Genomic DNA, 24007 nt, shown 5'->3' on the forward strand with positions numbered 1-24007 from the left:
TGGCTCTCGTAGTTTATAAACGGATGGGCATAATAACATTACGCACCGTCTCATCATCAGGGTCTGTGAGTAACACACTGCTTTCCGGTGAGTTGCAATGTAACCGTAGGGTTTCACCACTTAAGTGGTTCACGGCATCCAGCAAATAGGTAACATTGAAACCAATGCTGAAATCTTTACCTGTGTAATGCACATCCAATTCATCGGTAGCAACTTCTTGCTCAGGATTGTTGGCTTCAACTTTCAGGCGGTTTTCACTCAAGGACAAACGAACTCCCCGGAATTTTTCATTGGAGAGGATAGCCACTCGATTGAGCATATCCTTGAAGGCTTTGCGGTCGAGATCCACCTGAATTTGCCCACCACCGGGGACTGCTGCTCGGTAATCGGGATAACGTCCGTCTACCAGTTTAGTGGTGAAACGCAAGTTGTCGAGCTGTACCCGCAAATGGTTCTGGCTGCTCTGGATTTGCAGGGGAACCTGGCAATCGTTACGCAGCAAGCGGGACAATTCCAGCACACCTTTGCGGGGGATGATCAATTGACGGCTTTGCTCAACCCCGGTCATTTCGAAATTATGGAAGCACAGGGAAAGACGATGACCGTCAGTGGCAACGGTGCGTACCCCATCAGGGTTTACTTCCAGCAACAAGCCATTGAGGTAGTAACGCACATCCTGATTGGCCATAGCGAAAGCTGCACTTTCCAGCAGGTGTTTCAAAGTATTTTCCGGCAATTCCAGCGTGTGGACTTCACCAATGTCTTCCAGTTCCGGGAACTCGCTGGCGGGTAGGGTAGCTAACTCAAAACGGCTACGGCCTGAAGTAACGCGAGCGCGCTTATCTTCCTGTACTTCTAGATTGACAATGCTTTCCGCTGCTAGGGACTTGCAAATGTCAGCGAGTTTACGGGCAGGCAGGGTGATCTCACCATCAGCACCATCCATGATCGGTGTGTGGGTGGCAATCTCCAGTTCCAGATCGGTGCCGCGCCAGAAGGACTGGTTGCCTTGGATGCGCAGCAAAACGTTTTCCAGAATAGGGGCAGTGTGGCGTTTCTCGATAGCTCCTAGGGTGGCTTGCAAGGATTCAAGTAGGTGTTCGCGTGTTTGGATCAGTCTCATTACTTAATATATCTTAATGTATTTAAAAAATAGTCATAATAGTAAGGTACAGTACTTTGTGTGGATAACTTTTCTAATACCTTGATTATTCAATATAAATAACCTGCTATCTACAGGGTATAACTTGTGGGTAACTGCCCTAATGACTTGTGGGTATGCTGTGGATAAAATTGTGAGTTAAGTTATCCACAGGTTGCTCACAGGGTTATCCGGGTAGTTATCCTCAGCTTGTTAACGTCCGAAACAGGATACGGTATTCCTCTTCCAGCTTGGGATCAGAGTCGCGCAGTTCCACTACCTTACGGCAAGCGTGCAGCACCGTGGTATGGTCACGCCCGCCAAATTCATCACCAATTTCAGGCAGGCTGTGGTTAGTCAGTTCCTTGGATAACGCCATGGCTATCTGGCGCGGACGTGCCAGTGAGCGGGTACGGCTTTTGGAATCCATGTCTGTCACTCGTATATTGTAGTATTGCGATACGATCTTCTTGATGTTGCCCATTGAGACCATTTTGTCTTGGCTCGCTAACTGGTCACGCAGGGCGTTTTGTACGAAATCCATGGTTACGCTGGTGACGCACTTGAGGCGCATACTGGCGATGACCCGTTGTAAAGCACCCTCCAGATCGCGGATGTTGGAATGGAAGCGTTTGCCAATGAAAAAGCTCACGTCGTTGGGCAAGCGTAACCCGGCATCCTCAGCCTTTTTACGCAGGATGGCGACGCGTGTTTCCAGGTCGGGGGATTCGATCTGGACGGTCAAGCCCCAGTTGAAACGGGTTTTAAGGCGATCTTCAATGCCTTCGAGATCACGCGGGAATTTGTCACTGGCGAGGATGATGCGTTTCTGGCCTTCCAACAGGGCATTGAAAGTATGGAAAAATTCTTCCATCGAGCGGTCTTTGCCTGCAAAAAACTGGATATCGTCGATCAGCAGGGCATCCAGGTGACGGTAGTGTTGCTTGAACTCTTCCATGCGCGAATTGCGGATCGCGGAAATCATGTCGTTGACGAAACGTTCTGCGTACACATAAATCACCCGTGCACCCGGTTCGCGTTCGAGGATGCGGTTGCCGATGGCGTGCATCAGGTGGGTTTTGCCCAAGCCTACCCCGCCGTAGATAAACAGGGGGTTGTAACTGGTGTCCGGTTGGTCACCAACCTGTTGCGAGGTGGCACAGGCCAGTTGGTTGGATTTACCTTCCACGAAATTGGCAAAGGTCATGCGTGGGTTCAGCGCATTGGCAAAACGCTCGCTGACGGGCGCGGGCGTCAACGTCGCTGGTTGGGATGAGTGATTCCAGCCATTGTGTGCAGGGGCGGGTTTGTTGATCTGTGGATAAGTTGGCTGCTTGGTGTACGTTGTCTGTTGTACTGGCGTGCTGAGTAGGGGGGGCGGTGCAGTTGGGATAGAAGAGCCAATCTGTAACATCACATCAAATTCATTGTCGCCTGTCAGGATGCGTGAATGGAACAGGATGCGAGGCAAATACTGCTCATGGACTTGTTGCAAAACGATGGTGTTGGGAGCTAGCAGGTAAAGTGCTTGGCGCTTTTCAACCGCGTGCAAGGCACGTAGCCAAGTGTTGATTTCACTGTCAGGGACTTCCTGTTCGAGTTGCTGTAAACATTGTTGCCAAAGCATAAGAAAGCGGTTCCAAGGTGGTTGAAACAGGTAGAGGGTGCGGTGTTGGAACCGTTAATTATAGACGTGCCGACGAGTTATCCACAAGCACAAGCTATGCACATCTGTTGATTGCAGTGTTGACAAAACGGGCGCAATCCCTTAATGTGCCTCACCTTTTTGGCTGTCCGTAAACCTGTAAAGTTTTTGAGGAACAGTCAGTGCTTGACTTAAATGAATTAACTGGTGACTTGTCATGAAAAGAACCTTTCAACCGAGCAAAATCCACCGCGCCCGTACCCACGGTTTCCGTGCCCGTATGGCTACCGCAGATGGTCGCAAGATCCTGAGTGCCCGCCGTGCTAAAGGCCGCGCACGCCTGATTCCTTAAGATTATTTTGGATGCAGGTTCACCAATTGCTGAAAGTTTCCCGCGCTGTGTTCGCCTGACCCGTGGGGTTGAATTCCAGCGGGTTTTTCAGCAAGGTAAACGTCTGCACGCCAATGGTCTGAATGCTAGAGCCGCCGCCAACACGGTCGGCTTTCCGCGTTTAGGGATGGCGATTGCTAAAAAAGCTTTACGGCGTGCCCACGAACGTAATCGTATTCGGCGGTTGGTGCGGGAAAGTTTCCGTCACCATCAAGCGACCCTACCGGCGGTGGATTTGGTACTGATGTGCCGTTCTGATGTTCTGACGATGAGTAACGCTGAACTTTTCCAGCAACTGGAAGGTTTATGGTTACGCCTGCACAAGCTATACTCTGCCGATCTGGGCAAACCCAATGAGACTGCCCTACCCTAACCGTCAATAACCGGATTGCATTACCCATGGATTCGCAACGTCCTTTCTTGTATCTCACCCTGTTATTCATGCTGTTCTTGATTTGGACAACGTGGCAACAGGATCATGCCCCCAAACCCCCTGTATCTGCTGCCAGTAGTGCGCCAGCAATGGTCAATAGCGCTGGGCAAGAGGTTCCAGCACAAGGTATGCCTACTGCGCTGCCTGGACAAGCTGCTCCACTGGCTGCTAATGGTATTGTTGGTCAAACGGTGACTGTGCGTACCGATACGCTGGTGCTGAAAATCAACACCCGTGGTGGCGAAATTCTGGAAACCGATTTGCCGACCTACCCGGTAAGCCTCGATACCCCTGATAAGCCCGTCAAGGTGCTGGATTTAAACGGGCGTAACTACGTGGCGCAATCGGGTTTGCAGCATCTAACCGTAGAAGGAGTGGATGCTAAGACACTCGCTCCTGACCATCTGGCGATGTATGGCGCAGCACAAACGGAATATACCTTGGCGAGTGGTCAGGATGAGCTGGTTGTACCCCTGGTTTGGCAAGGTGCGAACGGTGTGACCGTGACCAAGCGCTTTACCTTTAAGCGCGGCAGTTTTCTGGTCAATGTCGAACACGAAGTCAAAAACAACTCCACCAGTATCTGGAGTGGCACTGAATACAATCAGCTTAAACACGGCGAGTCTGCACACGCAGGTGGAATGCTGAGTGGCGTTCAGGCTTATGTGGGCGGTGCTTACTACCATGATGGCAAGTTTTCCAAACTGTCTTTTTCTGACATGGCAGAAACACCGGCTAGTGGCGATGTTACGGGTGGGTGGGTCGCCATGGTGGAACATTACTTCATCAGCGCATGGGTTCCGCCCAAAGGCCAGAATGATCAGTACTACAGCATGATCACCAATAATCAGGGTGTGAAAGGCTATGTGCTGGGAATGCGCAGTGCGGCTAAACAAATTGCACCGGGTGCAAGCGATAGCTTCAAAAGTAGTTTCTACGTTGGTCCGAAAGATCAGGATATGTTGTCCAGTATCGCGCCGGGGCTTGATCTGACAGTGGATTACGGCATTTTTGCATTCATTTCCAAGCCGATTTTTTGGTTGATGCAAGTGATCCATAATGTCGTTGGCAACTGGGGTTGGACGATCATTTTCTTGACCATCATCATCAAGGCGTTGTTCTTCTGGCCTTCTGCTGTCAGTTATAAGTCGATGGCGAAAATGAAGGCGGTTTCCCCCAAGCTGAAAGAGCTGAATGAGCGTTTTGTGGATGACCCACAAGGCAAGCAAAAAGCGATGATGGAGATCTACCGCAAGGAAAAGATCAACCCATTGGGTGGTTGTTTGCCGATGATTATCCAGATTCCGGTATTCATGGGGCTGTATTGGGTATTGCAAGGCAGTGTGGAACTACGGCAAGCGCCGTGGATATTGTGGTACAAGGATTTGTCGCTGATGGATCCGTGGTATGTGCTGCCACTGATCATGGGCGCTTCCATGTATTTTCAACAGAAGCTCAACCCGCCACAGGTTGACCCAATGCAGCAGAAAATCTTCCAGTTCATGCCGGTTATTTTCACGGTGATGTTCCTGTTCTTCCCGGCCGGTCTGGTACTGTACTGGGTAGTGAACAATATTCTGTCGATGGCTCAGCAATGGTACATCAACAAGAAAATCGTGGGACATGCTTAAGAGGTAAGGTTGCATGTGGAATAATCCTGACACCATCGCTGCCGTAGCCACGCCGCCGGGGCGCGGTGGGGTTGGGATTATCCGCATCTCCGGCCAGCTCGTTCCGGCGCTTGCCACTGCTATGCTAGGTTCTCTCCCTGCCCCACGTCAGGCGGTGCACCGTTTGTTCAAGGCTGCCGATGGTACGCCGCTGGATGATGGTATCGCGCTGTATTTCCCCGCCCCCCATTCCTTTACTGGCGAAGACGTGCTGGAACTGCAAGGCCACGGCGGTACGGTCGTGCTCGATATGTTGCTCAAGCGCTGTCTGGAACTAGGGGTAAGGCTGGCGCGACCCGGCGAATTTTCCGAACGCGCCTTCCTCAACGACAAGCTGGATTTGGCACAGGCGGAAGCCATTGCTGACCTGATTGATTCGGGGTCGGAACAGGCGGCACGCTCGGCGCTGCGTTCCCTGCAAGGCGAGTTTTCCACGGCGGTGAATACCCTGCTGACTGGCCTGATTGAGCTGCGGGTGTACGTGGAAGCGGCGCTGGATTTTCCCGATGAGGAAATCGACTTTCTGGCCGATGCGGCTGTCACCAATCGTCTGGAAACGATCAAACAGCAATTACACACGATTTTCCTGAAAGCCCGCCAAGGCAGCTTGCTGCGTGACGGGATGCATTTGGTGATCGTGGGCAGGCCGAATGCAGGCAAGTCCAGCCTGCTGAACGCACTGGCGGGGCAAGAAACCGCGATTGTTACCGAAATCGCCGGAACCACCCGTGATGTGCTGCGCGAACGCATTAACCTCGACGGAATGCCGTTGCACATTGTTGATACTGCCGGTTTGCGCGACAGCGACGACCCGGTGGAAAAGATCGGCATCGAACGTGCTTGGGCTGAAATTGCCAAGGCCGATTTGATCCTGCTGCTGGTCGATGACACTAGCCATGATGAACCGGAGAATGCGGCGATTCTGGCGCGTTTACCGCCTCACCTGCCGCGTATTACTGTGCATAACAAGGTGGATTTGAGTGGCAAGCAACCCGGCAAACAAGGCGAACACCTTTACATTTCTGCTAAACAATCTTTAGGTATTGAGGAGCTGCGGGCAGAACTCAAAACCCGCATGGGCTATCAGGGCGAAGCGGAAGATACCTTCATCGCCCGCCGCCGCCATTTGCAGGCATTGGCCGAAACCCAGGCGGCTGTAGAACGGGCTGAATACCAGCTACGCGAATTCAACGCGGGGGAACTGATGGCGGAAGAGTTGCGTCAGGCGCAGGATACGCTGGGGCAGATTACCGGCAGGTTCACCCCAGATGATTTGTTAGGCGAGATATTCAGTTCGTTTTGTATCGGCAAGTAATCCAGCGGATGGCGAGAATCAACCATGACCGACGAAAAGCCCCGTAAAACGCTGTCTATTACGTGCAAACCTGTCAGCCCTACGGCGGTAGAACAGGATGGCAAAGCGCCTACGGGCATTAAACGCACGGGAAAACGCATCATTACCCGTGACCAATTGCCCCAAGCTGCACCCGCGAAACCTAAACCACCCAAGCCGAAACCCAGCAAAGCCAAAAAGCCACCGCGCAAGCCAGTTAGAAAGTTGGTTACGCCGCCTAGCGAATTACGGGCGCGTGAATTGAATGATTCGCTGAATGGGTTTGCGGTGTGGCTTCAGCGTCAACCGTTGGCGTTGGGGATCGAAAAGCAGGTATTCCGCTACATTGCCGACCATCACTTGAGTGCATCCAAACGGGTGGTGCAACGCTTGCTGTATGCCCATACGCACCGACGTGACTATTTGCAAGCGGTGGCAGCGGGCGGGATGCGTTACGGACTGGATGGACAGGAAGCTGAAGCGATTACGGCGGCAGAACGTGATTATGCAGGGCAGAGACTTGCAACGCTTTTTCCATAAAATTATGTTCTATGGCGTTGGCGGTGGAAACTGATCCAACAAAAACCGCATAAATTGTTCGCGTGTCGCCGGGTTTTTCAAATAGGTCATCATCATTTCCTGATGCACGTTGCCCGCATCAATCACCGCAGCATCCACGGCTTTGGGGAAATCGCCCAACATCACCCGATCCGCTGGGTTGTTGCGCACCTGATCCATAATGCGCTCATTTTCAAGCAACTTATCCTTAATGGCATTGGCATAGTTCAGCAAATCTTTATCACTCAATTTGCCCGCACCAAACATCAGGTTCAAGCGTTCGACGGTTTCGGTGAGTAATTCGGTTTCTTTGTCACGTACACCCGCCGAACCGGATTCCGTCATAGGGCGCAACTTCACGTCATAATCGCCTTGACCTTCGCTGGCTAGATTCAGGTGTTGGCGGCTGATCTCGGACAAGCGGTAATGACTCATGGCTACGTCTGTCCAGTCAATCACTTCGCGGTCGGCATTGTCCAGCGTTAGCAGGTTTTGTAAATGGCGGGCATACAACATGAATTTTTCCAGTTCCATATCGTCGTAGTCGATGATTTGCGACAGGAATTCATACGCCCGCACGTATTTCCCCAGATTGCTTTTGAAGTTTTCGAGGTGGCTGGTTTCCAGTCGGCACTGTTTGACGCTACGTTCGGCATTGCCAATCAGGATGCTGTTGCCACTGGCTTTGGCGTGTTTCAGAATGTTTTCAGCCTCTTTTTGGGCAGCACGGGCAGAACGGTATTGCGCTAACCAACGCTCAACCGCCGGTTTACAGGCATTGCTGAGTTTCTTTGAGCCTTTTTCGGTTCTGTCACACCACGCGACGACGAAGGTTTCCACTTCACTCCAGCGAATCAGGCTGTTGTCATGGCGCAATTTGCTGAAGAGTTCGGTCACTACTTTGGGGTCAGAAACGCCTGCCAATTCTGCGGTTTTGTAGTATTGGCGGAAAGCCGTGAGGATGTCTTCCGGGTCATTCACAAAATCCAGCACGTAGACATTTTCGGCGCGTTTGCCGGGGTATGTGCGGTTGAGGCGCGATAGGGTTTGCACACAGTCAATGTCACCGAGTTTTTTATCCACATACATGGCGCACAGTTTAGGTTGGTCAAACCCTGTCTGGAATTTGTTGGCGACAATCATCACCTGATAATCCGCTTTGTCGAAGGCTTCACGCATATCACGCCCGCGCAGTAACGGGTTCATATTGATTTCGGTAAAGGCTTGGTCGCCGCTTGGAGGGTCGTTGACTTCGCCGGAAAACGCCACCATTGCATGTAATTTGTCGTAGCCTTTGGCTTGCACGTAGCGGTCAAAGGCCAGTTTGAAACGCACCGCACTTTTGCGCGAACTGGTGACAAGCATGGCTTTGGCTTGCCCGTCCAGTAAGTGCATGACATTAGTTTTGAAGTGTTCGACGATCACTTTAACCTTTTGCGTGATATTAGTGGGGTGCAGGTTGACCCATTCGCGCCCTTCTTTCATCGCCTGCTTTTTGTCTACTTCGTCGGGGTCATTGGCCTGCAAATGTGCCAGTTTTTGCGCATTGTCGTAGTTGGTGTAATTTTTGAGGACATCGAGAATAAAGCCTTCTTCAATCGCTTGGCGCATGGTGTAGGTGTCGAAGGCTGCGGGCTTATTGTCATCACTAGCGGGTTCATCCGGCTTGGGGCATGTGCCAAAGATTTCCAGTGTTTTGGGTTTCGGTGTGGCTGTGAAGGCAAAGTAACTGAGATTTTCGATACCGTAGCGTGCTTCCAATGACAGGTTCATTACGTCCTCTGTGGAGAGGGTATTGTCTTCTTCTAGCGCTTCGGAGAGCAATACTTCACGCAATTTGTGTGCTGTGCCTTGGGTTTGTGAGGAATGCGCTTCGTCGGCAATGATGGCGTAACGGCGGGTTTTGAGGGTGGCGCGGCTGCGGATTTCATCCAGCACAAACGGGAAGGTTTGGATGGTGACAATGATGATCGGTTGGGTTGTTTCCAGCGCATCGGCGAGTTTTGCCGATTTCGAGCCTTGCCCTTCTTTGCGGTTGATGCGCCCGACCACGCCTTCCGCGTGTTCAAATTGATAAATGGTGTCTTGCAATTGGTCATCCAGCACGGTGCGGTCTGTTACCACAATCACCGATTGGAATTGCTTGTCACCCTTCGCGTCGTACAGCGTTGCCAGTTGGTGCGCTACCCATGCAATGGAATTGGATTTGCCTGAACCAGCACTGTGCTGAATAAGGTAACGCTGCCCCGCCCCGTGGGTTCGTGCTTCATGGGTTAGCCGTTCCACCACTTTCCACTGATGGTAGCGCGGGAAAATCATGCTTTCTTTGGTGTAACGGCGGCCTTGCCAATCTTCGGCATCTTCTACTTTGAGGTGCAGATAACGCCCGATGATTTTGAGAAAGTTAGCGGGTAGTAGAATTTCTTGCCACAAATAGGCGGTGGTGTAATCGCCGTTTTCCGGCACATCATTGCCTGCGCCACCGTCTTGTGTGCCTTGGTTGAAGGGCAGGAAATAGGTGTTTGCGCCTTGCAAGCGCGTGGTCATTTTGACTTCGTATTGATGCACCACGAAATGCACCAATGCGCCACGTTTGAAGGTCAGTAAGGGTTCGGGCTTTTTGGTTTTGGGGTCAATCGGTGGGCGGTCTTGCTGGTATTGGCGTAAGGCATAGTCGAGCGGTTGCTTGAAGACCGATTTCATTTCAATGGTGGCAACGGGAATGCCGTTGATGAACAAGCCGAAATCAAACCGCCCCTTGTAGCCGTGTGGCGAATACACCAGTTCATCCACCACCCGCAGGCGGTTTTGTTGGTAGCGGTTGAGGGTTGTGTCATTGAGCGTGTGGTCGGGCATGAATTGGCAGAGGCGGAAACGCGCACCGGGGAGTTTCAGTTCATTGCGTAATACGCCCAGCGTTCCGTAGCGGCGTAAATCCTTGTGGGTGGCGTTGGGGGCGGCTTTGGTGAGCTGCTTTTCAACCGCATTCAGAAAAGCCGTATCGGGGTCTTTGGGGTTGAGTTTAACGAATTTCGCCCATTGTTCGGGTTGGGATTCCTGCACGAAACCGAGCAAATCTTCGGGATATAAAGCGCGTTCGCGGTCATAAGCAGCGGATTTACCGGGTTTCCAGCCATTGGCAAGCAAGGCTTGCAGGATGTCGTTTTGAAAGGCTTTTTCGCCGCTGTTGCTCATGAGATAGCCCGCCGTCATGATGGAATGGCTAGGAATATACCATTTTTTATCTTCTCGTAAGTTGGATTTTAAATTGTCCAGGCAGTGTTTGGACAATAAGATGCTTGCCAGATTGCTACAAATGGTTGTATATGCAAAACGATCAGCCATCACCCAAAGGTAAAACATCATGACTACACTGACATTACGTTTACCCCAATCCTTGCATGAGAAGATTAAAGAGCTGGCAAAGGCGGATGGTGTCTCCATCAATCAATTTTTGGTGACGGCTGCTGCTGAAAAGATGTCTGCCTTGCTGACCAAGAATTATTTGGCGCAAGAAGCGGCTCAAGCCTCACGCGCAGATTTTCTTAAAGTCATGCGTGCTGTGCCGGATGTTGAGCCAGAGGCGTTTGACCGTTTGTAATGCCGAATCTCGTTTGTAGCGACATCTTCAAATCTCATTATCCTGCGCTTGCAAGCGTTGCTTTGCGCGTTCAATCGCCAGATGCAGGCGTTGTTCCAGCAGGGCTTTGGGGGGCAAGGTGGTGATGTATTCCGCGACATGGATGCCGCTGCTATCCAGTTCCAGCAATTCGATTTGCTCCTGCTTTTTTCCGGCGCACAGGATAATCCCCAAGGGTGGTTGTTCGCCCGGTTCTTGTTCGTAACGGGCAAGCCAGCGCAGGTACAATTCCATTTGACCTTTGTATTCTGGTTTGAATTGACCGATTTTCAGGTCGATGACAATCAGGCGTTTCAGTTTGCGATTGTAAAACAGTAAGTCGATGTAGAAATCATCGTTGTCGATGTGCAGGCGTTTCTGGCGGGCGATGAAGGTGAAACCTGCACCCAACTCCAGCAGAAACTGTTCCAGATCACGCAGGATAGCGTCCTCTAGGTCTTTTTCCAGATAGTGGTCGTTGAGTTCGAGGAAATCGAGCAGGTAGGGGTCTTTGAACAGCAAGTCCTGACTGATTTGCCCTTGGCTTTGCAGGTATTGCAGCTCTTTGGTGATGGTTTGTTCAGGCTTTTTAGAAATGGCGGTGCGTTCGTATAACTGGGAGTCGATGCGTTCTGCCAAGGTGCGTGTTGACCAGCGGCTGGTAATGGTCATTTGTACGTAAAAATCACGCTTTAATGGCTCGTCAATGGCAAGCAATTGTCTGAAATGCGTCCAACTCAATTGGGTACGCAGTGCGTGCAAAATCTTGGTATCAGGAAAACACTCGACGAACCGCACCATATTCGCCAAATTGCGCTTTGACCAGCCGCGCCCGAATTCAGTGGATAGCTGTTGTGCCAGCGTAGCAATAATTTGTTGACCGTATTCGCCACGTTGACCCTTGAGGATTTCATCCGCGATACGTTTGCCGACTTGCCAATACAGCAACGTTAGTTCGGCATTGATGGCGATGGCTGCTTGTTGCTTGGCATTCTGGATGAGTGCTTTGATGTCGCCCGTCAGAGTCGGGTTAATTATATCCTTATTCATGCCACCTCCCGCACATCAATCTTCCCCGTCACCGTCGCCGAAATCAGCGCCGCCCGCCGCTCCCGCAACAACCCAATCTGCCGCTGCGCCTTTTCCATCAGGGGATTGTCGGACTAAAGTCCGACCTACGGGAAGGTGCGGGAAACGGGCATTGTAGGTCGGGCTTCAGCCCGACATCTTAAAAATAAGCTGGAGGTATAGGATCTGTAATCCGTAGCTTAGTTCTCACACGGCATGAAGCCGCCTTTCATCTCCTCGCCTACGAGGAAAGTAGGTGATTAAGCGAAAAAAATCAATCATGTTATTGATCTCTACGACATCATCCTGCGTTTGCAGGATTGTCCAGACAGTGTTTGGACAATTGTTTTCGTTGGGATGATTTTTTCGTCCTTTGTCCTGTCGTGCCAGATATTTAGCCAGACCTCCCTTATGTTGGGCGGAAGATATTCACATTTTCCCATTGCTGTTGCCTAATTTTTTGCTCTAAGTATTCATCCAGTATTTGTTGGATTCGTTGATAGGCTATAGAGTTACGCCCCTGTCCGAACATTAGGGTGAAAGTTTTACCGCTCAATGCTTCTGGAACATAATCCTTTAGTTTTAGGTAGATAGACACACTACCTGCTGGCACAAGCACCTCATGACTATAGAAATCAATCACCTGTCATCAGTTGGGTAAAGGTCAATCCAGTTATTGCTCATGCTAACGCCTATTGCTCATAAATTTTTTCTGATTATCACTGAAGTCAGTGTAGATCACCATCCCACTCACCCACATCACGCAACACCGCTTCTGCTAATTTATCGCTGATATAGATGTTGTTTGCCTGCAAATACAGGATGTACGGCTTGATTGCCGTCAGTAAGCCTGCTTTTTTGGCGCGGCGCAAAATCCCCACTGTACCAATGCGCGGTACGTTGAAGCGTTCGGCTACCCGTCTTGCTTGTGAGTCATCCAGCAGGACAATGCTGCCTGTTACCGTTTGTGCTAAAGCAATGGCTTCCGCTTCGCCGGGATCAACGAGAATGGATAACGGTTGTAATACTTGTGGTTCAGGTTTGATGATTTCCAGCCACGATAGCTGCCTGATGGCTTGCGCACCGGGCATACCCATGCCTTTTACGGTGACTTCGTGCCACACGGCGGGGGGTAACAAGACTCGCGGGTATAGCTGGCGTAACACATCCAGTTGCTCGATTAATGCTAATGCGATCAGGGGGCCGCTATCGGCGACTATGGCTGTTTTAGTCATCGCTTAACTCGTCGGCAATTTGGTCATCGTCCAGATTCATGACGGGGATTTTCAGCCGTCCGACTTCAAACATGAAACGCAGCTTTTCCATGCCGCAGAATTCGGCGGCTTTGCCCAAGGTTAGGCGGTGCAGTTCAAACAGTTTGAGTGCGAGCAGGAAGCGTAATTCTTCCTCTAACTCTTTGATTGGCTTGCCGGATGTGATCAGCAGATCATCAGCGTAGGGGATAGATAAAGCGTGCATGGGTATCACTCCGTAGACGTTTGGCTCAAGGGTTATAGTAGGTGGCAATATCTGGCTAGGCAAGCAATGCCACCTCCCGCACATCAATCTTCCCCGTCACCGCCGCCGAAATCAGCGCCGCCCGCCGCTCCCGCAACAACCCAATCTGCCGCTGCGCCTTTTCCATCAGCACATCAAACTTCTCATTCTGTGTTCGTAAGTATTGAATAATTGCATCTTGCTCTACCCTGCTTGGGATGGGCAATTTTACATATTGAACTTCACCACAATTCAGATGAGGATGCATACCCCCTGTACGAATTGAATATAAAACAGAGTATCCGTACTGAGATTGGAGGGATGTAGATAGAAACTCCCCTGAAATTACTTCGTTAATAGGTTGGAGAATAATTAAAGCATGACAATTAAAACCTTCTTCATCTTTTGTTACGATTCCTACATCGCCTGTTCCAGCTCCAGTCTGAACAATCAGTACATCGCCTTCTTTCAAAATTGATTTTGCATGAGAATTGCTCCATGCTTCTCTTACAAAGTAAGCATCATCAAAATTTACTTTTCCATTTTTTATATGAGTGGCTTGTACATAGGGAACACCTGTTGAGACAAGAATATCTCTTGTTGGCCCAACGTAGCCATTAGTTATCTTACTTGATAGCCTCGATACAGATCGAATATCCCAATGCTCCGGCACATCCCCCAGCCACTCTACGCCGGATGGCTGCATCTTCACATCAGGATTAAGCCCCTTGGTGACGGCATGGCTGATGACGGCTTGGCGTTTTTCCTTGAGCAATTCGATAAGCTGCTGTTGCTTGGCAATCAGTTGGTCGATTTTGGCGGTTTCGCGGTCGAGGAAAGCGGCGATTTGCTGTTGTTCATTTGCATCAGGGAGAGCAATGCGAATTTTCCCAACATCTATTGAAGATAAATGTTTAACAGTTGTTGAATAAGTAAGGTCATTAATTCTTTTTAGTTGTAACGGTAAAAAATAAAACAAGAGTTTTTGATTTGCATGAGTATTTGTTCTGATTGCACAAATTCGCTGATTTAACATGGCATAACCACGATTCCACCATGCAACATTAAAATCACCGTCCATTCCGATTAAAATGTCATCATTTTTAATTTCCGCATCGGGGATTGCTTTTTGATTCCAAAATAAATCAATGTTTTCGCCAAAGATATTCCTTATACGAATAAGAGGTATGCCATTGTCGGTATCAAATTTTTCCGAGTCAAATGGATAGCCGTTTACTATTTCTGCAATATCTTTAACACGCTTAACTTGCCAGTGCTGGGGGATGTTGCCGAGCCAGTCGATGCCGGAGGGTTGGTAGTCGGGATAGGGGCGGTAGTTAGGCATGGGATGAACCTGCTATTTTCCATAGGGGATGCTGTTCCCAATTGGAGGGGAAACCCATCATGGTTAGGTTGGTTTCAGGGTGGTCTTTCAGCAATTTGCGAAAACGTATCCGCCATTCACTATCAGGGCTTACTTGCTCCATCAGGTGACTGAGTATTAACAGCACAACGTATACACGTCGCATAGGTTGCACTTGAGAAGGCACAAGGCGCGGTGGTAGTTGCCAATTTGGAGTTCTTGGTAATCTTGGGAGAATGGATATTTCTCTATTCCAAAGTCTTGAATGATGAGCGCAAAGATTACGGACAAATGTAAGTGTATGTAGCCATGATTGCAAAATTTCATGAGGAATATCAAACTGTTTAGCTATTTCTTTGCGGTCATTGTCTTTGGCAAGCCCACGAAATAACCTTGATAATGCACCAAGGCTTAATATTTCTACTATTGCCCATCCTGGTGGTAAAGCCGGAGAATCGTAACAATGTGCGTAAAAACGAAAATAATTGTCACGGGTACGATTTTCAATCTGTTGCTGCCTGAGAGTTTCATTTGTGGTTTTTCTTTCGATAGCAATAATGTCACGATTTAGATTCTCTTTTTCATCATCAATTTTTCTTTGTATTTCATCAATAAGTAAGTCATGCCTGTAATATTGACCGAAGTTACATTCATTCATAAACCAGTGTGCCCCATATTGAACTGCCATGTGGTTGTTGATGGCTGCACGTGTCGCTACCTCAACCCGTTCGATAGCATCCATGACAAATAGGCGTAGCTCTCTGTCGAAAGCATACAGGTCGACGATTTGCTTGAATTCACTTCCCGGATGAAAAGTGTGATTTTCGCAATTTGCATCCTGAAACGGGCGCATGTAGGGGGAAAGACGGAAAGAACTGATGACTTCGAGGTAGCGTTCAGCTCTGACTTCATTCCGAATAGTTAAGCCACGCTCACGCAACAAAGCTAGTTGATTTGCTACAGGCAGTGCAGGTTTATTGAATGTTTTCATTAAGATACCTGAAGGTTGGCATAACTTTCAGGCATAAAAAAACCCGCTCGATTTGTGCTTGCACCGGAGTGTAGAGGCATGGCGGGTGTATTACGCCCAATCATAGAGGTTAGGATTATATTCGTCAATGCCATTATTTCGCCCCTATCTCCTTTAGCATCGCCATGATTTCGTCGCTCACTGTGGCTAAATCAGCATCAATCGCTTCCAGCGCACGCGGTGGGCTGTACTGGTAAAAGTGGCGGTTGAAGGGGATTTCATAGCCGATAATGCCGATTTGCTTGTCCTTGGTATCGCGTTTGGTGCTGTCGATCCACGCTTCCGGTACGTGTGGCAACACTTCACGCTGGAAATAGGTTTCGATGTCTTCGCACAAGGGGACGTTTTCGTAGTCGCGCAAATCGCTATCGGCTTCGTACTCGACAAAGTTATACCCTGACTTGCCGATGTAGTCGTAGAAGCCGTATAACTCGGATGTTTCCATTTCTTCGTACAGCTTTTTGATGACCTTTTCAGCGGCTGGATTTTTCCACGTAATCGCGTCCAACAATTGCTTACGTTCCCACGCATCCAGCTTGATGTCGCTCTTTTTACAGGTCTTTTTCAGTAAAGCATCAAAGGCGTTGAAATCGTCGTATTGGGTTTCCCCCAGCGTTTGTTGCAGTTGTTGGGCTTTGCCCAGTAATGCCAGTTGCTTGCTCCATGTATCCGCTGCTTGTAGGTCACGGACTTGCCCGCCCTTCAGGTCATTACGGTGTTTGTCGATATAGTGCTGGATGGTTTCTTCACATTCATCAAAAGCTTCATACAGATTTTCGCCGAGCTTGGCGTACAAGGCTTCCATGTGTTCACGGATGGAGGGTAAATAACGCAGACTTGTGATTTTTTCAGCGGTGAATTGTGCCGATAGCCGCAACGGGCGTTCGACCGTGATGCGCCGATAGCCAAACGCGGTGGTGGCAAAGATTTTGGCTTTTGCGCTGGGGGTGAACGCATCATACAGCCGCACTAGGGTGTTTATCTGTTCTTCGCTCAACACATTGCGCTTGTTACCCAAGGATTTGCGCATCTTGTTGTAATCATTGGTGGCATCCACCAATAGCACTTTATCTTTGCGTTCAGCGATTTTGTGGTTACTGAGTATCCAGATGTAAGTGGCAATGCCGGTGTTGTAAAACATATCGTTAGGCAGGGCGATAATGCCTTCCAGTAAATCGTTTTCCAGCACATAGCGACGGATTTCACTTTCACCCGAACCCGCCCCCCCCGTGAACAGCGGTGAACCGTTGAGGATAATGCCAATCCGTGACGGGTTATCCTCAGCACTGTGCATTTTGGATAGCAAGTGCATCAAAAACAGTAACGAACCATCGGAGACACGCGGCAAGCCAGCCCCAAACCGCCCCATCATGCCTTTGAGTTCGTGTTCGTCCTTGATGACTTTTTCGACTTTTTTCCAATCCACTCCAAACGGCGGGTTGGATAGCATGTAATCAAACTTTTGGTTGGGGAGCTGGTCATTGGAGAGCGTATTACCCAATTTGAGGTTTTCAATCTCCTGCCCCTTGATCAGCATATCGCCTTTGCAGATGGCGTAGGATTCGGGGTTGAGTTCCTGCCCATACACCTTGATGGATGCGGTGGGATGAATGCTGTGGATGTATTCTGAACTGCTGGAAAGGAAGCCGCCTGTCCCCGCTGTCGGGTCGTAAATGGTGCGGATAATGCCTTTGCTTTGCCCGTTTACCTTGTCATCTTCCATAATGACCAAGGCAGTGGTCAGACGCACAATGTCACGCGGGGTGAAGTGTTCCCCTGCCGTTTCATTGGATGATTCCGCAAACCGCCGGATCAGTTCCTCAAACATCAAGCCCATGTCGTGGTTGGAAAGTGTTTGGGGGCTTAAATCCATCTCCCGGAATTTGTTCACCACCTGATACAACAGGTCGGCATCGTTCAGTTGCGCGGCAAATTCGGCAAAATTGAAATAGTCGAAAATCTGGTAGGCGTTTGCTGAAAAACTTTTGAGGTAGTGGTTCAGATTGTCGAGTGTGCCGCGTTCCCCCAGTTTGCCAAGCGTCATGCTGGAAGTGTTGTAAAACGCTTGCTTGGCTGCGGTAAGCAACAATATTTCTAGCGCGTTTTCTCCCATTGCCTGATGCAAGTCCAACACCGCTTGTTTGGTGGAGGCAAGCACACATTCCATGCGCCGCAACAAGGTGAAGGGCAGGATAATGCGCCCGTATTGCGACCGTTTGAAATCACCGCGTAACAGGTCAGCGACTGACCAAATGAATTCAGCATTGGGGTTTTGGTTGTCAGACATAGCAGCACAAACGTCTTGGTTAACAGAAACGCACTAGCTTAACACAAGGTCGGGAATAACATTTAGGCAGTAACAATGTCGCTAATGAAAATCTTCTGGTTGATTTTTTACTGAACTCTGCCCTATCCTAAAAAAGCAGCCCGACCAACGGGCAGCAACTGCAAAATTCTGGGACTGTTATACCCATTTTCGGCGGCAACACCGCCACAGCGACACAGGCGGTTTTTTTACGCCTGTAGACTACGCACCATCGGTTATGCCGGGTATGCGTGGACTACAACACCGCTTCGGCGGAAAGAAGCGCGTCGTTTTCCGAAAAGACGATAACAGTACCCGGCAACTTTGCCCAATGTTAAAACTTTTTTCGGAGAATCAGCGATGAACGCTAACCCTATGGGCGCATTGCGTCCTGCACATGGCTATCTGCCCGCCTTCCCGCGTGTGCCATCACCTACCCGTAAACCCAAAAAACGCCCGCTTACCTATCGCCGTACCGATACCGGCTTGATTGCCTACCATCACCGCCAACCCGTTGCTTGGATCGTGCAAGGCTACCATTCAGGCCAATTGAACCAACAGCCGAAAACCTGCCATTTTGTCGATGTGGCATACCACCGCCAAACCACCCACGGCATCAACCTTGAAACCGCCGATTTTGAGACAGTCACGCAAGCCGTCACCTTCATCAATGGCGTGTTTGGGGGTGCTGCATGAAAACCCACACACCCGCCCCCCAATTGCCCAACAGTGGCTATTCACGCTGGCAACAACTTGCCCCATTCATGCCATTTTCACGCGAAACATGGCGGTTATTGGTCAAGGCAGGCAAAGCCCCCCAGACCACTTACCTAAGCAAACGCTGCAAAATCTACCCGAATGCGGAAGTGCATCGCTGGTTTGCTGACCCCAACAATTACCGCACCCAACGGCAAGGGGGTGAAGCATGAGCCTTGCCCGTGATTTGATTGATGCCGCATTGGCAGCGGATTTGACGCAAAACGAATTGCGCGTCTTCCTTGCCCTGTTCCGCCAAACGCTATGCTACGGCAAAACCGCCGACCCCTTGACCCTGAAACGGTTGGCAACCCTAACCGCGATCCGTAAAGATCGGCTTGCCCCGGCGATTGCTGGCGTGACCGACAAAGGTTTGTTTGCGACGCAACCTCACCCCGTGTTTGAGTTTGAATACCGCATCCCGGCGGATTTTCTGTCAGCGTACCCCGATGGTTTTTTTGTGCCTGCCCTTCCAAAAAACGGGGAGGCTTTCCGTTTTTCGGGCGAAACTTCCGAAAAATGGGAACATACATCTATATACCTTACTACTCCTAACCTTACCCCTACCACTACCCCACCGCCGGAAATTCCCCCAACGGAAGCCAGTCGCAGTGGTGATTTGCCAGCCAACAGCGAAGCGCAAGCCTTGCCCTATCCTGCTAGTTTCGGCAAGCAAGGGCGCAAATCCGCCGCCCGCATTCTCGACGGCTTGACCCCGGACAATGCCCGCGATTGCCTGCTGTTGCTTTCCAATGCGATGGATGCGGGAAAAGTGAAATCCCCCTTGGGCTATTTGCACCAACTCGCACAAGCCGCCCGTAGCGGTACGCTGGATTGCAGCGTATTACAGGCACACCAGCAAGCCGCGCAAAACCGTACCGATACCGACCGCAACGCCCAATTACGCGCCTTGCTGGATGATATACGCGGGCTGGATGCACTGTTTGCCCATGCGGGTATGCCAATGGATGCCATCACCGCCGCCAAACGCGCCGCCTTGATTGCCGAATACAACGCCATCCGGCAGGCGGTGCAAGCATGAACAATCTAACCGCTTTGCTTGCTGCTGTTGAATGGGATGTGGTGTATCAGACCATCGGCAAACTGTTAACGCTGTTGGCTTTGCTGTTGGCGGGATCATCCACCCTGCTTTGCCTATTTTTTACCGCATTCACTTGGGCTTTCATTCGGGTTGAACCGGATAAAAGCCTGATCGGGATTATTGGCGCGGTTTGCGCCGCAATGGTGGTGTGAGGTGCAATGGGCGATATTCTGCACCTGCAAACGCTGATTACCAGCGTTGACCCTGATAAACCAAAATCCCTACATGGGCATGTATTAACCGTCAGGGTATTGGCATTGTAAGCGACTAAATACAGTTGCATTGCTCACCAAGCCTCCTTAAACTACACCCAAGCAACCAAGGAAACCACCATGAGCAAGCTGGAAAAACTGCTGGAAAAGATGGGTAACCACAAAGCCACATGGACATGGCATGAACTCTGCTCACTGTTGGTAAAACTCGGCTACACCCAAGAAGAGGGTGATGGCTCGCGGGTCAAATTCGACAATGGCAACGCCACCGACCTGATCAACCTGCACAAGCCACACCCCGGCAACGAGGTAAAGGCTTACGTCATTCGCCAAGTCCGCGAAAAACTAACCACGGGAGGTATGTTATGAAAATGCTGGAACACAAAGGCTACTACGGCAGCATCGAAGCCTCAGTCGAAGATGACATCCTTTTCGGCAAGCTCGAATTCATCGCCGCACTGGTCAACTACGAGGGCGAAACTGTCCACGCACTCAAAGCCGCATTTGAAGAAGCGGTTGAGGACTACCTGACAACCTGCCAAGCCAAAGGCTACACACCAGAAGTACCCTGCAAAGGCAGCTTCAACGTGCGTGTAGGTCACGATCTCCACCTTGCAGCAGCGGTAAAAGCCAAAGAACTCGGCATCAGCCTAAACGACTTCGTGCGCAACGCCATCAGCACCGCAACACCTGCATAATCGCTAAGCATTTTTATTCAGTTTGAAAGCCCACCCTGTGTGGGCTTTAACATCGCCACAGCGAAGCAGGCGGTTTTTTTATGCCTGTAGACTAAAGCATGAGCCTTGCCCGTGATTTGATTGATGCCGCCCGTCGCGGTACGCTGGATTGCAGCGCATTACAGGCGCACCAACAAGCTGCCCAACACCGTACCGATACCGCCCGCAACGCCCGTTTACGCGCCTTACTGGGGGATATTCGCGGCCTCGATGCGCTGTTTGCCCATGCTGGTATACCGATGGATGTGATGACCGCCGCCAAGCGAGCGGCATGGATAGCGGAATACAACACGCTCCGGCAGGAGGGGCAGCCATGAATCACAAAAGCTACCATGATAGCTAAAGACACCTTTTTAACGCCAAATCAGCTATAATGGTATCCAATTCATTTCACTCAGCAGGCCAGCATGAACCGCCTTTCCCTCGTCACCGCTACGGATGTACAGCAACAACTGGCTGATGCCGTCAGGGAGCGGCGTAAGCGCATGAAACTGTCGCGCCGCCTCTTGGCTGAACGCAGCACTGTGCCGGAAGCAACCATCAAGAAATTTGAAACCAGCGGGCAGATTTCCCTGCGGCAGTTCATCCTGTTATGGCAATGCGTTGATCAGCTTGAGCGCTTGGCAGCCTTGGGCAAGCCAGTGGCAGCAAGCCCGCGCAGTATTGAGGAGGTCTTGGGGCAATGAGTCGCTTTACCCCGGTGAATAGATTGGCGGTGTCACGCCGCTTGAGTGACGGTCAGTTGGTATCAGTAGGGGTGCTGGCGCAAAACCGTCAGGGGGTATTTTTCCAGTATGCTGATGATTATTGGCAGCGCTATCATAGCTTGTCACCCTTCCAGCTTCCTTTTGATACTGGGTTGCACCAAGCGCCGCGCCAACCGCATGGTGGGCTACAGGGTGTTTTCGCCGATTCCCTGCCGGATGGCTGGGGTTTGCTGTTGATGGATCGGGTCTTCCGCCGTCAGGGGATTTTACCGCAGCAATTGACCGCGTTGGATAGGCTGGCGTACATCGGCAACCGTGGCATGGGGGCGCTTGAATACACCCCGGTTTCTGCTTACATCCCTCTGGATGATGCTTTGTGGGTGGATGTTGCCCGTCTGGGGCAGGAAGCAGCCCGGATTTTTGAAGGCCAGACCGACACGGTATTGGCGCAACTGGCGAATGCAGGCAGTTCCGGTGGGGCACGTCCCAAGGCGCAAATCTACCTCCAGCCTGATAACCCGGCGCGTGCCAGTACGTTGCCACAAGCCGGGTTGCAGCCGTGGCTGGTGAAATTCACTTCTGCATCGCTGGCGCTGGGGCATGAAGAAGGTTTGTGTGAAGCGGCTTACCTGAGCATGGCGGCACAGGCGGGTATTGATGTCCCGCAATGGCAATTGTTACCCGCAGCGGCTGGGGCGCAGGCACTGGCGTGGCTGGCATTACGTCGCTTTGATTGCCATGCAGCATCCCCCACGACTGGGCGTTATCATCTGCATAGCCTGTGCGGTTTGCTGGATGCGGATTTCCGAATGCCTTCGCTGGATTATGAAGACTTGATCAAAGCCAGCCAGATATTGTGTAAAAGCCCGGCAGTGGGGCAAATCCAGTTTACCCGTGCGGTTTTCAACCTGTTTGCCTGTAATCAGGATGACCACAGCAAAAACTGGGCATTCCTGCTGGATGATGCTGGCAACTGGCGGCCTAGCCCTTGTTACGACATTACTTTTAGCCCCAACCCGCATGGGGAACACAGCACCGCGTTTGGCGGTTACGGCAAAGCACCCCCCGTGAAGGTGATGCAGCGGCTGGCACAGCAAGCCAATTTCAGTAGCTGGAAACAGGCACAAGCCGTTATCGAACAGGTCGTGGCTGCGGTGCAGAACTGGGAGACAGTAGCCAGTGGGTTGGGTATCCAGCCAGATACCCGCCAGTTGATTGCGCGTCAGCTCGATAATATTTACCAACAGAACAAGTCCCTTTTAACATGAAACTGACTACCCTCACCCAAACGCCTATTACCACCGTCAGCCATAACGCCCGTATCCAGAAGCAAGCGTTAATCACCTACGGTGAATTCCCCCCACTCACCAACTTTTCGCAAGCGACTTTCCCGCCTGGCGAAATCGCCCACGCTCACCAGCACAGTGATATGCTGGAAGTATTTTTCATCCAATCCGGCCATGCTGCGATGACGGTTGATGGCATCGAATACGACCTCCCCGCCGGAAGTTGCATCAGCATCGAACCCGGTGAAACCCACGAACTGCGCAATGCCAGCGCTACCGAGGCCATGCTCGTCACATACTTCGGTGTACAGGTACACTAAGCGCAGTTCCTTCACGTCAAGCCCACCGCTCATCGGAAAAACCGAACAAAAAACGAATAAATGGCAAGTATTTTTGATTTGCTTGTCGTAGCCCTAAACCGTATATTTGGTTCGTGTTTTGTTCGGTTTGTTAACAAGGAGTTCACGATGCTCACACGACGACAACAGCAAATAATGGACATCATCCAGTCCCTCTACGCCCGCAATGGCTACACCCCTACTTTGGATGAAATTGCCAGCGCTGTCGGAATTTCCACCCGCAGCACGGTTCACCAACATGTGCAGGCGCTGATCAGGGAAGGTCGCCTGCACGCAACGCCGGGCAAACGTGCCTACCGGATGCCCGAAACGGCAGTGGCGCGTCACCCGCAAATGCCGCTGAGGCTGGGCTTACCACTGGCAGGCCGTATCGCTGCCGGTAAGCCGATCGAGGCAATCAGTGGCAAGGATGAAATCAACCCCGGCGACCTATTCCGTGGCAATGGGCGTTACGTACTGGAAGTGCGTGGTGAGTCGATGATCGACATCGGCATTATGGATGGCGATTTCGTCGTGATCCAGCAACAGGAAGATGCCTGCGATGGCGACATCGTGGTGGCACTGGTGGAGCGTGAGGAAGTAACCCTCAAACGCATTTACCGCTTAGCAGATGGCCGCATCGAATTACGCCCAGAAAACCGTACCTTGCAGCCGATGGTTTACCCAACAGAAAGCGTACAGGTACAGGGCAAAATGGTGGGCTTGTTCCGCAGTTATTAGTGAGGAAGCAACAATAGCAGTAAAGACTGGAACTGAATTCCCAAAGCGCTGTTGGCAAGCCGCTGGGTGAATCAG

Annotated in this window: 26 protein-coding genes; 17 read left to right on the forward strand and 9 right to left on the reverse strand. The window is 50.8% G+C overall.

Annotated features, from left to right (window positions below; all coding sequences use genetic code 11):
• Positions 1-13 precede the first annotated feature (13 nt).
• Together dnaN and dnaA are read right to left on the reverse strand one after the other, a co-directional pair.
• Positions 14-1123: a DNA polymerase III subunit beta gene (dnaN, locus tag J9253_RS16105; RefSeq protein ID WP_210221920.1), complete on the reverse strand. Its 1110-nt coding sequence runs from the start codon at positions 1121-1123 to the stop codon at positions 14-16.
• Positions 1124-1346: 223 nt separating this feature from the next.
• Positions 1347-2768 carry a chromosomal replication initiator protein DnaA gene (dnaA, locus tag J9253_RS16110; RefSeq protein WP_210221921.1) on the reverse strand — a complete coding sequence of 474 codons (1422 nt, stop codon included), beginning with the start codon at positions 2766-2768 and terminating at the stop codon, positions 1347-1349.
• A gap of 235 nt (positions 2769-3003) precedes the next feature.
• Here dnaA and rpmH point away from each other — a divergent pair, with 235 nt between their 5' ends.
• From rpmH to J9253_RS16135, 5 genes are read left to right on the forward strand one after another with little or no spacing between them, the layout of a single operon-like run.
• The gene (gene rpmH / locus J9253_RS16115; protein WP_028488473.1) at positions 3004-3138 is read left to right on the forward strand and encodes a 50S ribosomal protein L34; all 135 of its coding nucleotides are present in this window, start codon (positions 3004-3006) and stop codon (positions 3136-3138) included.
• Positions 3139-3145: 7 nt separating this feature from the next.
• Complete coding sequence (gene rnpA, locus J9253_RS16120; RefSeq protein ID WP_228291405.1) at positions 3146-3550, forward strand: ribonuclease P protein component; 405 nt, start codon at positions 3146-3148, stop codon at positions 3548-3550.
• A 26-nt stretch (positions 3551-3576) separates the two neighbouring features.
• On the forward strand, positions 3577-5241 hold the full coding sequence (yidC, locus tag J9253_RS16125; protein ID WP_210221922.1) for a membrane protein insertase YidC: 1665 nt from the start codon (positions 3577-3579) through the stop codon (positions 5239-5241).
• A gap of 13 nt (positions 5242-5254) precedes the next feature.
• Positions 5255-6595, forward strand: a complete 1341-nt coding sequence (gene mnmE / locus J9253_RS16130) for a tRNA uridine-5-carboxymethylaminomethyl(34) synthesis GTPase MnmE (protein WP_210221923.1) — start codon at positions 5255-5257, stop codon at positions 6593-6595.
• 24 nt (positions 6596-6619) lie between these two features.
• Entirely contained in the window at positions 6620-7153 is a 534-nt protein-coding gene (locus tag J9253_RS16135; RefSeq protein ID WP_210221924.1) for a ProQ/FINO family protein, read from the forward strand.
• Positions 7154-7162: 9 nt separating this feature from the next.
• On the opposite strand, the gene J9253_RS16140 is transcribed toward J9253_RS16135, so the two are convergent.
• On the reverse strand, positions 7163-10366 hold the full coding sequence (locus J9253_RS16140; protein ID WP_210221925.1) for a type I restriction endonuclease subunit R: 3204 nt from the start codon (positions 10364-10366) through the stop codon (positions 7163-7165).
• Between the two features lie 169 nt (positions 10367-10535).
• Here J9253_RS16140 and J9253_RS16145 point away from each other — a divergent pair, with 169 nt between their 5' ends.
• The gene (locus J9253_RS16145; protein ID WP_093065262.1) at positions 10536-10772 is read left to right on the forward strand and encodes a YlcI/YnfO family protein; all 237 of its coding nucleotides are present in this window, start codon (positions 10536-10538) and stop codon (positions 10770-10772) included.
• A 27-nt stretch (positions 10773-10799) separates the two neighbouring features.
• Here J9253_RS16145 and J9253_RS16150 read toward each other — a convergent pair whose 3' ends face one another.
• The 6 genes from J9253_RS16150 to J9253_RS16175 form a co-directional block, all read right to left on the reverse strand.
• A complete protein-coding gene (locus J9253_RS16150) occupies positions 10800-11840 on the reverse strand; it encodes a PDDEXK nuclease domain-containing protein (RefSeq protein WP_210221926.1) in 1041 nt (346 codons plus the stop codon).
• Between the two features lie 746 nt (positions 11841-12586).
• Positions 12587-13093, reverse strand: a complete 507-nt coding sequence (locus J9253_RS16155) for a DUF3368 domain-containing protein (RefSeq protein ID WP_210221927.1) — start codon at positions 13091-13093, stop codon at positions 12587-12589.
• Positions 13086-13337: a UPF0175 family protein gene (locus J9253_RS16160; RefSeq protein WP_202715352.1), complete on the reverse strand. Its 252-nt coding sequence runs from the start codon at positions 13335-13337 to the stop codon at positions 13086-13088. The genes J9253_RS16155 and J9253_RS16160 overlap by 8 nt, the downstream gene beginning before the upstream one ends.
• Positions 13338-13392: 55 nt before the next feature.
• Positions 13393-14700 carry a restriction endonuclease subunit S gene (locus J9253_RS16165; RefSeq protein WP_210221928.1) on the reverse strand — a complete coding sequence of 436 codons (1308 nt, stop codon included), beginning with the start codon at positions 14698-14700 and terminating at the stop codon, positions 13393-13395.
• On the reverse strand, positions 14693-15709 hold the full coding sequence (locus J9253_RS16170) for an Abi family protein (RefSeq protein ID WP_210221929.1): 1017 nt from the start codon (positions 15707-15709) through the stop codon (positions 14693-14695). Before J9253_RS16170 ends, J9253_RS16165 begins: the two co-directional genes overlap by 8 nt.
• A 133-nt stretch (positions 15710-15842) precedes the next feature.
• Positions 15843-18035 carry a type I restriction-modification system subunit M gene (locus tag J9253_RS16175; protein WP_210221930.1) on the reverse strand — a complete coding sequence of 731 codons (2193 nt, stop codon included), beginning with the start codon at positions 18033-18035 and terminating at the stop codon, positions 15843-15845.
• Between the two features lie 378 nt (positions 18036-18413).
• Here J9253_RS16175 and J9253_RS16180 point away from each other — a divergent pair, with 378 nt between their 5' ends.
• The 11 genes from J9253_RS16180 (at position 18414) to lexA (ending at position 23932) form a co-directional block, all read left to right on the forward strand.
• Positions 18414-18749: a hypothetical protein gene (locus J9253_RS16180; RefSeq protein ID WP_210221931.1), complete on the forward strand. Its 336-nt coding sequence runs from the start codon at positions 18414-18416 to the stop codon at positions 18747-18749.
• Positions 18746-18982, forward strand: coding sequence for a helix-turn-helix transcriptional regulator (locus J9253_RS16185; RefSeq protein WP_210221932.1), 237 nt, complete (start codon positions 18746-18748; stop codon positions 18980-18982). The genes J9253_RS16180 and J9253_RS16185 overlap by 4 nt, the downstream gene beginning before the upstream one ends.
• On the forward strand, positions 18979-19851 hold the full coding sequence (locus J9253_RS16190; protein ID WP_210221933.1) for a replication protein: 873 nt from the start codon (positions 18979-18981) through the stop codon (positions 19849-19851). The genes J9253_RS16185 and J9253_RS16190 overlap by 4 nt, the downstream gene beginning before the upstream one ends.
• Positions 19848-20063: a hypothetical protein gene (locus J9253_RS16195; protein WP_210221934.1), complete on the forward strand. Its 216-nt coding sequence runs from the start codon at positions 19848-19850 to the stop codon at positions 20061-20063. The genes J9253_RS16190 and J9253_RS16195 overlap by 4 nt, the downstream gene beginning before the upstream one ends.
• 180 nt (positions 20064-20243) lie before the next feature.
• Positions 20244-20492: a type II toxin-antitoxin system HicA family toxin gene (locus tag J9253_RS16200; protein WP_210221935.1), complete on the forward strand. Its 249-nt coding sequence runs from the start codon at positions 20244-20246 to the stop codon at positions 20490-20492.
• Entirely contained in the window at positions 20489-20821 is a 333-nt protein-coding gene (locus J9253_RS16205) for a type II toxin-antitoxin system HicB family antitoxin (protein WP_210221936.1), read from the forward strand. The genes J9253_RS16200 and J9253_RS16205 overlap by 4 nt, the downstream gene beginning before the upstream one ends.
• Before the next feature lie 98 nt (positions 20822-20919).
• Positions 20920-21177: a hypothetical protein gene (locus J9253_RS16210; protein ID WP_210221937.1), complete on the forward strand. Its 258-nt coding sequence runs from the start codon at positions 20920-20922 to the stop codon at positions 21175-21177.
• Between the two features lie 90 nt (positions 21178-21267).
• Positions 21268-21546: a helix-turn-helix domain-containing protein gene (locus tag J9253_RS16215; RefSeq protein ID WP_028489005.1), complete on the forward strand. Its 279-nt coding sequence runs from the start codon at positions 21268-21270 to the stop codon at positions 21544-21546.
• A complete protein-coding gene (locus J9253_RS16220; RefSeq protein WP_210221938.1) occupies positions 21543-22835 on the forward strand; it encodes a type II toxin-antitoxin system HipA family toxin in 1293 nt (430 codons plus the stop codon). Before J9253_RS16215 ends, J9253_RS16220 begins: the two co-directional genes overlap by 4 nt.
• Entirely contained in the window at positions 22832-23173 is a 342-nt protein-coding gene (locus J9253_RS16225; RefSeq protein ID WP_210221939.1) for a cupin domain-containing protein, read from the forward strand. Before J9253_RS16220 ends, J9253_RS16225 begins: the two co-directional genes overlap by 4 nt.
• 147 nt (positions 23174-23320) lie before the next feature.
• Positions 23321-23932 carry a transcriptional repressor LexA gene (lexA, locus tag J9253_RS16230; RefSeq protein WP_210221940.1) on the forward strand — a complete coding sequence of 204 codons (612 nt, stop codon included), beginning with the start codon at positions 23321-23323 and terminating at the stop codon, positions 23930-23932.
• Positions 23933-24007 lie beyond the last annotated feature (75 nt).

This window comes from Thiothrix litoralis (assembly GCF_017901135.1).
Lineage (GTDB): Bacteria > Pseudomonadota > Gammaproteobacteria > Thiotrichales > Thiotrichaceae > Thiothrix > Thiothrix litoralis.